Origin of the sequence: Microbacterium sp. (assembly GCF_030149085.1) — a bacterium.
In the GTDB taxonomy this organism is placed as follows: Bacteria; Actinomycetota; Actinomycetes; order Actinomycetales; family Microbacteriaceae; genus Microbacterium.
The window spans coordinates 1-8362 of sequence record NZ_JASBSF010000058.1; the positions used below are offsets into that span (position 1 = coordinate 1).

8 protein-coding genes are annotated in these 8362 nt (G+C 67.5%); all 8 read right to left on the bottom strand.

The genetic code is table 11. The annotated features are described in order from the left end of the window. Nucleotides 1–1181 (bottom strand): cytochrome b/b6 domain-containing protein (locus Q1V87_RS02345; RefSeq protein WP_300590693.1); only part of this gene is annotated, 1181 nt, incomplete at its 3' end. A 4-nt stretch (nucleotides 1182–1185) separates the two neighbouring features. Next, nucleotides 1186–2166: an electron transfer flavoprotein subunit alpha/FixB family protein gene (locus Q1V87_RS02350; protein ID WP_300590699.1), complete on the bottom strand. Its 981-nt coding sequence runs from the start codon at nucleotides 2164–2166 to the stop codon at nucleotides 1186–1188. Nucleotides 2167–2176: 10 nt separating this feature from the next. Beyond that, entirely contained in the window at nucleotides 2177–2953 is a 777-nt protein-coding gene (locus Q1V87_RS02355; RefSeq protein ID WP_292707515.1) for an electron transfer flavoprotein subunit beta/FixA family protein, read from the bottom strand. A 54-nt stretch (nucleotides 2954–3007) separates the two neighbouring features. Next, nucleotides 3008–3793: an enoyl-CoA hydratase-related protein gene (locus Q1V87_RS02360; RefSeq protein ID WP_292707513.1), complete on the bottom strand. Its 786-nt coding sequence runs from the start codon at nucleotides 3791–3793 to the stop codon at nucleotides 3008–3010. 92 nt (nucleotides 3794–3885) lie between these two features. Continuing rightward, nucleotides 3886–5061 carry a thiolase family protein gene (locus tag Q1V87_RS02365; RefSeq protein WP_300590695.1) on the bottom strand — a complete coding sequence of 392 codons (1176 nt, stop codon included), beginning with the start codon at nucleotides 5059–5061 and terminating at the stop codon, nucleotides 3886–3888. Beyond that, a complete protein-coding gene (locus tag Q1V87_RS02370) occupies nucleotides 5058–6248 on the bottom strand; it encodes a bifunctional 2-methylcitrate synthase/citrate synthase (protein ID WP_300590696.1) in 1191 nt (396 codons plus the stop codon). Before Q1V87_RS02370 ends, Q1V87_RS02365 begins: the two co-directional genes overlap by 4 nt. Nucleotides 6249–6250: 2 nt before the next feature. Further along, on the bottom strand, nucleotides 6251–7165 hold the full coding sequence (gene prpB / locus Q1V87_RS02375; protein ID WP_300590697.1) for a methylisocitrate lyase: 915 nt from the start codon (nucleotides 7163–7165) through the stop codon (nucleotides 6251–6253). Next, the coding region (locus tag Q1V87_RS02380) for an MmgE/PrpD family protein (protein WP_300590698.1) at nucleotides 7165–8362 on the bottom strand (1198 nt) is incomplete at its 5' end. The genes prpB and Q1V87_RS02380, both read right to left, overlap by 1 nt.

The window sequence follows — 8362 nt, forward strand, 5'->3', positions numbered from 1 at the left end:
AACAGCAGCACCACGAAGATGAAGCCGTTGACGATCCAGAGGAGGTCGAGGGACTGGTGGAACCAGATCGTCAGGCTGACCTTGCCCTTGGGCTTGTTGCGCGGCGCCCAGAAGACGCTCGGGCGCCTCTCGGTGCGGATCGTGAGTCCCGTTCGAATGATCAGCACCATGAGGAACACGTTGAAGAAGTGCTGCCAGCCGAGCCACGCCGGGAAGCCCACCGGCGCACCCTCGGGCAGGTGGTATTCGCCGGGGTAGGTCGCGAGGAAGTCCTGCATCCCGTCGAGGGAGAGCAGCCAACGCACGGCCAGCACTGCCATGCCTGCAGCGAAGAGCAGCCCGAGACCGCCCACGATGACGGTGCCTGCCCACTGCCCTCGCGTGAATGGGCCGATGCGGGCGGGTTCTGGTCGCGCCGCGGGGCGCGTGCGGGCTGACGCCCCCTCCCACACCGTCCGCGTGAACGGCAGCGGCACGCTTACGTCGAACGCCGGGCGCTCGGCGACCGCTGCGGTGGAAACCACGGAACCGGCATCCGTCTGCGCTTCGTGCGCCGCAACACGCCGTGCATCGTCGTCGGAGCCGACGCTTTGGGGCAAACGAACCGCGGCGCCGGATGTCGAGATCGCGGCGACCATCTCGGACGTCGGCCACGGCTCTCCGCCGGGAACGCGAGGTAGCCCCCGACGCACTGCGCGCAAGGAGGCTTCGGTGGAGACGACCACTCCCGCGTGTGCTGCAGTTTCATGCGACGGCTGCGTATCTTCCCGCAGCTCCTGCACAGACGTGCCGCTGTCGGGCGACGGTGCGGTCGCGGGGGTGGGGACGCCGGCGACGGCGACCACGGATGCCGGCGGCCACGGCTCGCCGCCGGGGACGCGGGGCAACCCCCGGCGCACAGCCCGCGCAGCCAGCGCGACTGTGGCGGCAGCCGTCACCGCGGCCACTCCCGCGGGTGCGGCAGTTTCGTGCGACGGCGGCGCATCTTTCCGCAGCTCCTGCGCAGAACTGCCGCTCTCGTGTGAGGCGACGCCGGCAGACACGGATGCCGCAACCGGCGCCTCGGCCGGGGGCACGGATGCCGAACCAACGGCACCTGCCACCTCACCGGCGGGCGGCCAAGGTTCGCCGCCGGGGGTGCGGGGCAGTCCGCGACGCAGAGTGCGCCCGTAGGTCGCCATCGCGTCAGGCCTTCTTCGCCTGCAGCGTCTCGATCAGCTGCGGCACGACGGTGAAGAGATCCCCGACGACACCGAAGTCCGCGATCTCGAAAATCGGAGCGTCGGCATCCTTGTTGATCGCGACGATCGTCTTGGCGGTCTGCATTCCGGCCTTGTGCTGGATCGCGCCGGAGATGCCCAGCGCGACGTACAGCTGCGGAGCAACCGACACGCCGGTCTGTCCGACCTGCGCAGACTGCGCAATGTAGCCCGCGTCCACGGCGGCCCGCGACGCGCCGACGGCGGCGCCGAGCACGTCGGCGAGTTCACCGACGAGCGCGAACTTCTCCTCCGAGCCCAGGCCACGGCCACCCGAAACGACCTTCGCCGCGCCGCGAAGCTCGGGGCGGGCGGAGGTCACGACGACCTCTTCGACCGACCCGATGGTCGCCGCCTTGCGGCCGGATGCGGCAACGTCGAGCTTCTCGGCGACGAGAGGCTGAGCCTGCGCACGCGCATCGATCGACCCCTGGCGAACCGTGATGACGGGAGCGCCGAACGTGGCGGCGGCCTCGACGTTGTAGGCACCACCGTAAACGGAGTGGTGCGCCACGATTCCTTCGTCGTCGCGCGTTACACCGACGGCATCCACGCACAGCGCCGAACGCGACCGCGCAGCATACCGACCCGCCGTCTCGCGCGACTCGATCGAGTGCGACAGCAGCACGGCATCGGGGTCCACGAGCGCGGCAGCAGCAGCAACCGCATCCGTCGCCGGTACACCCAGTGCCTCGCCGAGCCCCGCGGGCGTCGCGGTGAGCACGAGCGCCGCCCCGAGCTCAGCCGCCGCGGGTGCGAGGGCCTCGGCGCTGTCTCCGACGATCAGCGCGACCGGGGTTCCGACGCCTGCCGCAGCGCCCAACAGGCCAGCAGCGCTCGGCGCCAACGCGCCACCGGGGGTGACATCGAGTACGACAAGAACAGCATCAGCTGCGATATCCACCATCATCTGCCCCTTAGACCAACCGGTTCGAGATCAGGAACTCCGCAAGCTGTACGCCAGCGTCGCCCTCGTCGACAACCTTCACACCTGCCGCACGCGGCGGCTTCTGCGCCACCGCGATCATGATCGAGCGCGCCGCATCCGGGTCATCGGCGACGACCCCGAGGTCCGCGAGCGACACCGTGTCGACCGGCTTCTTCTTGGCGGCCATGATGCCCTTGAAGTTCGGGAACCGCGCGTCAGGAAGCCGTTCGGTGATCGAGATCACCGCCGGAAGAGCAGCGGATGCCGTCATCGAGCCACCATCGACCGACCGCTCACCCGAGACCTCGGACTCGGTGATCGTCACAGAGTTCATGCTCGTGATGCTCGGAACATCCAGCAGCTCCGCGATCATCGACGCCATCACCCCGCCAGAGCCGTCCGTGGACTGGTTTCCCGTGATGACGAGGTCGAAGCCAGCGCGGGAGATCGCGGCCGACAGCGCCTGGGCGCTGAGCCCCAGATCGGCGCCCAACAGCGCGTCATCGACGACGTGCACGGCCGATGCCGCCCCCATCGCGAGGGCCTTGCGCACCGATCCGGATGCCGACTCCGGCGCCATCGTCACGACGACGACCTCGGTGCCCGGGTTGGCATCCGCGTACGACAGCGCAACCTCGAGAGAGCGCTCACCGATCTCGTCGATGACAGCTTCGCTGGCACCTCGGTCAGCCAGTCCCGTCTCGAGGTTCAGCACTCGATCCCCCCACGTGTCGGGGACTTCTTTTACCAGGACGAGAATCCTCATCGCGCTCCTCCTTCTTGCTTCGAGTCTATGGTCGCCAGCCCAGGGCGATTTCGGTCACCGGCCGGTGAACCGGGGGGCACGCTTCTCACGGAAAGCTGCCATCCCTTCCTTCTGGTCGTCCAGGGCGAACAGAGCGGCGAACGCCTGCCGTTCGAAGCGAAGACCCTCGGCCAGACCGCTCTCCTGGGACGCGCGCAAGGCGTCTTTGGCCGCGTAGGCGACGGGCAGGGACTTCGCCGCGATCGACTCCGCCACCGCCATCGCCTCGGTGGCAAGGTCCGCTGCCGGAACCACCCGGGACACCAGGCCCGCGCGCTCTGCCTCGACGGCATCCATCATGCGGCCCGTCAGGACGAGCTCGGCAGCCTTGAAGTACCCGATAGCGCGGGTGAGGCGCTGCGTGCCGCCGAGCCCCGGAATGACGCCGAGCGTGATCTCGGGCTGACCGAATTTTGCGGTGTCGGCGGCGAGGATGATGTCGCAGCTCATCGCGAGCTCGCACCCGCCACCGAGCGCGAAGCCGGCGACTGCCGCAACGATCGGTGTGCGGGCGCGACCAAGGGCTTCGAGCCCGACAAAGGGGCTGTCCACGGTCATGTCGCGCACCGTCTTGTCGGCCATCTCCTTGATGTCGGCGCCCGCGGCGAAGGCACGCTCCGAGCCGGTGAGCACGATGCATCCGATCTGCTCATCGGCATCGAAAGCTGCCACCGCGGCCCCGAGTTCGGTCGCGAGTGTCGAGTTCAGCGCGTTGAGCGCCTCGGGGCGGTTCAGCTGGATCCAGCCGACGCGCCCCCGGGTCTCGACCACGATGGTCTGGAACGAGGTTGATTCCGTCATGCTCGTTTTCCTCTCACGCCGCTGGGAGGCAGCCACACCCGCGTCGATCCTGTCGAATGCACCGGCGCTCCTGCCAACCGGTTGTAGGTGGCCTACAGCCGCTCGATGATGGTGGCGTTAGCCATCCCGCCGCCCTCACACATCGCCTGCAGTCCGTAGCGCCCGCCGGTGTGTTCGAGATAGCCCAGGAGAGTGCCGAGGAGCCGCGTTCCGGATGCGCCGACGGCGTGCCCGAGCGCGATCGCACCACCCCACGGGTTGAGCTTGTCGGGATCGGCGTCGAGGTCGTGTTGCCACGCGAGTGGCACAGACGCGAAAGCCTCATTCACCTCGTAGGCATCGAGGTCGTCGATCGACAACCCTGCGCGATCCAGGATGCGGCGCGTTGCCGGGATCGGCGCGGTCAGCATCATGATCGGGTCGTCACCGACGACGGCGAAGGCATGGAAACGGGCGCGGGGCGTCAGGCCCAGCGCATTCGCGCGTTCCTCACTCATGATGAGCGCTGCCGAGGCGGCATCCGTCAGGGGTGACGAGTTGCCTGCCGTGATCCGCCAGTCGAGCCCAGAGAAACGCTCCGCGAGTTCGTCAGTGCGGAACGCGGGCGCGAGACCGGCAAGCTGCTCAGCGGTTGTGGCGGGCCGAATCGTCTGGTCGGCATCCACGATGCCCTCCGCCGTCATGACCGGAAGCATCGCGTCTGCGAACCGGCCCGCTGCAGCAGCGTGAGCTGCCCGCTGATGCGACCGGGCAGCGTAGGCATCGAGCTCGTCGCGCTCGAGTCCCCAGCGCCCGGCGATCAACTCAGCAGACACTCCCTGGTTCACGAGCCCTTCGGGGTATCGGTTCCGGATGCCGTCGGCAATAGCACCGCCGGCCCCGGCCGAGCCCAAGGGGACGCGACTCATCGACTCGACGCCCGCCGCGATCACGATGTCGTACGCACCGGCGATGACTCCCTGCGCAGCGAAGTGCACGGCCTGCTGACTAGAGCCGCACTGCCGATCGATCGTCGTGGCGGGCACCGACTCGTCGAACCCCGCTGCGAGCACTGCCTGACGAGCGATGTTGGTGGCCTGATCGCCGATCTGACTCACACACCCCATCAGGACGTCATCGATCTGGCGCGACTCGAGTCCGTTGCGCTCCAGGAGCGCCGTCAGCGTCGTGGCGGCAAGGTCGACAGGATGCACGCCCGACAGCGCTCCTCCGGGCTTGCCCCGCCCGGAGGGCGTCCGGACGACGTCGACGATGACGGCAGTGGTCACTCGGCGGCCTCCTCGGGGCGCTCTTGCACGGTGATCGCGGAGGTGTCGGGCACGTAGCCCTCGATGTGGCGCTCGTCGGCCCCGTTATAGGCCGAGAGAGGCCTGATGAGCGCGTTCGAGGCCTGCTGCTCCATGATGTGCGCTGTCCAGCCGACGACGCGCGCCGCGACGAACAGCGGCGTGAACGTGAGCGTGTCGAAGCCGATGAGGTTGTAGGCCGGCCCCGACGGGTAGTCGAGGTTCGGGTAGATGCCCTTGCGTGCCACGAACTCCGATTCGAGCGCGTCATAGAGCGCCGCGACATCCGGGCGGTCGTAGTGGGCGACGAGGGTGTCGAGCGCCGCTTTCATCGTGGGAACGCGCGAGTCACCGCGCTTGTACACGCGATGCCCGAAGCCCATGATCTTGCGCTTCTCGGCGAGAGCCGTGTCGAGCCACGCTGACACGTTCTCGGCCGAGCCGATCTCGTCGAAGATGTGCAGCACTGCCTCGTTCGCGCCGCCGTGCAGGGGTCCCTTCAACGCGCCGATTGCACCGACCACGGCGGAGTAGAGGTCGCTGAGGGTCGAGGTGATGACACGGGCCGTGAACGTCGATGCGTTGAACGAGTGCTCGGCGTAGAGGATCATCGAGCGATTGAACGCATCCACGACGACCTCGTCGGCTTCTTCACCGAAGGTCAGCCAGAGGAAGTTCGCTGCATAGTCGAGGTCGTCGCGCGCATCGACCGGCTCGAGCCCGCGACGGCGCCGCTGACCGTAGGCCACGATCGCGGGCAGTTCCCCGAACAGACGGATGCTGCGCTCGAGGTTCTGCTGCGACGTGCCGACAGCATCCATGACGTTGAGGGTCCCGCGCGTCTCGCGGGCCCCGATGACGCTGACGGCCGTGCGCACCTCATCCATCGGGTGAGCGTCCAGCGGGATGAGGTCGATAGCGGCCTTGACGTCGGGCTGCAGCGCGCGGTTCTCGCGCTCCGTCTCGCGCAGGGTCGCAAGCTGCTCGTCTGTGGGCAGCTCCCCCGTCCACAGCAGGTGGGCGACGGCTTCACACGACTGGGTGGCAGCGAGTTCCTGCACCGGATAGCCGCGATAGAGCAGGCTGTTGGTATCGGGGTTGACCTTGCTGACACCGGTGTAGTCGACGACGACGCCAGCAAGCCCCTTCTTGATGTCGGTGTCGGTCATGCTCACTCCTTCGTGATGGGTGCTTCGACCGTGAAGTTGAAGATGCTCGTGTCGAAGTGGTTGTACTGCTCGTAGTCGATCAGGTCGTAGAGGTCTGAACGGTGCTGCATCTCCCCGAGCTTGTCGCGGAGGTGCCCCTTCGCATCCAGGTCGTCGAGTGCGCGCCCCGCCGAACCCATCGCGATCCGCAGCAGCGATACCGGCCAGATGACGATGTTGATGCCGGCGGAGCGCAGCTGCTCGGTTGAGAACAGCTCGCTCTTGCCGAACTCGGTCATGTTCGCGAGCACCGGAACATCCAGCGCCGCACGCATCTTCTCGAACTCGCCGAGATCACGCATCGCCTCGGGGAAGATCGCGTCGGCGCCGGCATCCACGAGCGCTTTGGCCCGGTCGATCGCGGCATCCAGCCCCTCGATGGCACGGATGTCGGTGCGAGCCATGATGAGAAAGTTCTCGTCACGGCGCGCATCGACGGCGGCACGGATGCGCTTGACTGCCGTGTCCCCATCGACGACGGCTTTCCCGTCGAGGTGACCGCACCGCTTGGGGTTGATCTGATCCTCGATGTGGGTGCCCGCCAGCCCCGCATCTTCGAGGGTCTGGATGGTGCGGGCTACGTTCATCGGCTCACCGAACCCCGTGTCGGCGTCGATGATGGCCGGAAGCTCGGTCATGCGCGCGATCTGCTGCCCGCGACCGGCGACCTCGGTCAGGGTTGTCAGGCCGATGTCGGGGAGCCCGAGGTCGGCAGCCAGCACCGCACCAGAGATGTAGACGCCCTCGAAACCTTTGCGCTCGATCAGGCGCGCCGACAGCGGGTTGAAGGCGCCCGGGAATCGCAGGAGCTCCCCCGAGGCAAGGCGCTCCCGAAACAGCCTGCGCTTCTCGGCCGCGGATGTCTGGCTATAGAGCATCAGAACAGACCCTTGGGGGCCGGAGCTGACGCGAGGATGCCGATCCGAGCGACAATATTGAGCTGCCCGACCTCGTCGGCCGAGAGTTCCGGGAGACGCTGGGCCAGGTCGAGGAACCGCTCGATCTCTTCGGGAGCGAGCACGGGCTCGGCGAGCAACCGGAACTTGCGAATGTAGTCCTCACGAGCGAACGGCCTCGCGCCCAACGGGTGAGCGTCGGCCACGGCGATCTCGTCCACGACCGTGGAACCGTCGGTCAGGACGATCTCCACACGCCCCCCGAAGGCCTTCTCGTCGGGGTCCTCGGAGTGATAGCGGCGCGTCCACTCGGCATCTTCGGCCGTGGTGATCTTGCGCCAGAGTTCCACGGTGTCGGGCCGCGCTGCGCGCTCGGGGAGATACGAGTCGACGTGATGCCAGGCGCCGTCCTGCAGCGCGACCGCGAAGATGTACGGGATCGAGTGGTCGAGGGTTTCGCGGGATGCCTGCGGGTCGTACTTCTGGGGGTCGTTCGCGCCCGAGCCGATCACGTAGTGCGTGTGGTGGCTCGTGTGTAGCACGATACTCGCGATGTTCGCGGGGTCGCGCAGCTCGGGGCGTTCGGTACCGAGCTTGCGGGCAAGGTCGATCCAGGCTTGCGCCTGGTACTCGGCAGAGTGCTCTTTCGTATAGGAGTCGAGGATCGCGCGCTTGGGCTCACCCGGCGCCGGAAGCGGCACGTCGTAAGCGGCATCCTTACCGTCGAGCATCCAGGCGATCACGCCGTCTTCACCCTCGTAGATCGGGCTGGGGCTCGTCTCGCCACGCATCGCCCGGTCGACGGCTTCGACTGCCATCTTGCCGGCGAACGCGGGGGCATGAGCTTTCCACGTCGAGATCTCGCCCTTGCGGGATTGGCGAGTGGCCGTTGTGGTGTGCAGAGCCTGGCCGACTGCCTGATAGATCGTCTCGACATCCAAGCCGAGCAGGGTGCCGATACCCGCGGCAGCGGAGGGGCCGAGGTGGGCGACGTGGTCGATCTTGTGCTTATGGAGGGAGATCGCGCGCACGAGGTCCATCTGGATCTCGTAACCGGTGGCGAGCCCTCGCACCAATGCTGCGCCGTCGGCGCCGACGTGCTGGGCCACGGCGAGGATCGGAGGGATGTTGTCTCCCGGGTGGGAGTATTCGGCGGCCAGGAACGTGTCGTGGTAGTCG

Coding starts and splice junctions, on each gene's coding strand:
- Q1V87_RS02360 (WP_292707513.1), bottom strand. CDS start 3,793: ATGACGGAATCAACCTCGTTCCAGACCATCGTGGTCGAGACCCGGGGG.
- Q1V87_RS02350 (WP_300590699.1), bottom strand. CDS start 2,166: ATGGTGGATATCGCAGCTGATGCTGTTCTTGTCGTACTCGATGTCACC.
- prpB (WP_300590697.1), bottom strand. CDS start 7,165: ATGCTCTATAGCCAGACATCCGCGGCCGAGAAGCGCAGGCTGTTTCGG.
- Q1V87_RS02370 (WP_300590696.1), bottom strand. CDS start 6,248: ATGACCGACACCGACATCAAGAAGGGGCTTGCTGGCGTCGTCGTCGAC.
- Q1V87_RS02355 (WP_292707515.1), bottom strand. CDS start 2,953: ATGAGGATTCTCGTCCTGGTAAAAGAAGTCCCCGACACGTGGGGGGAT.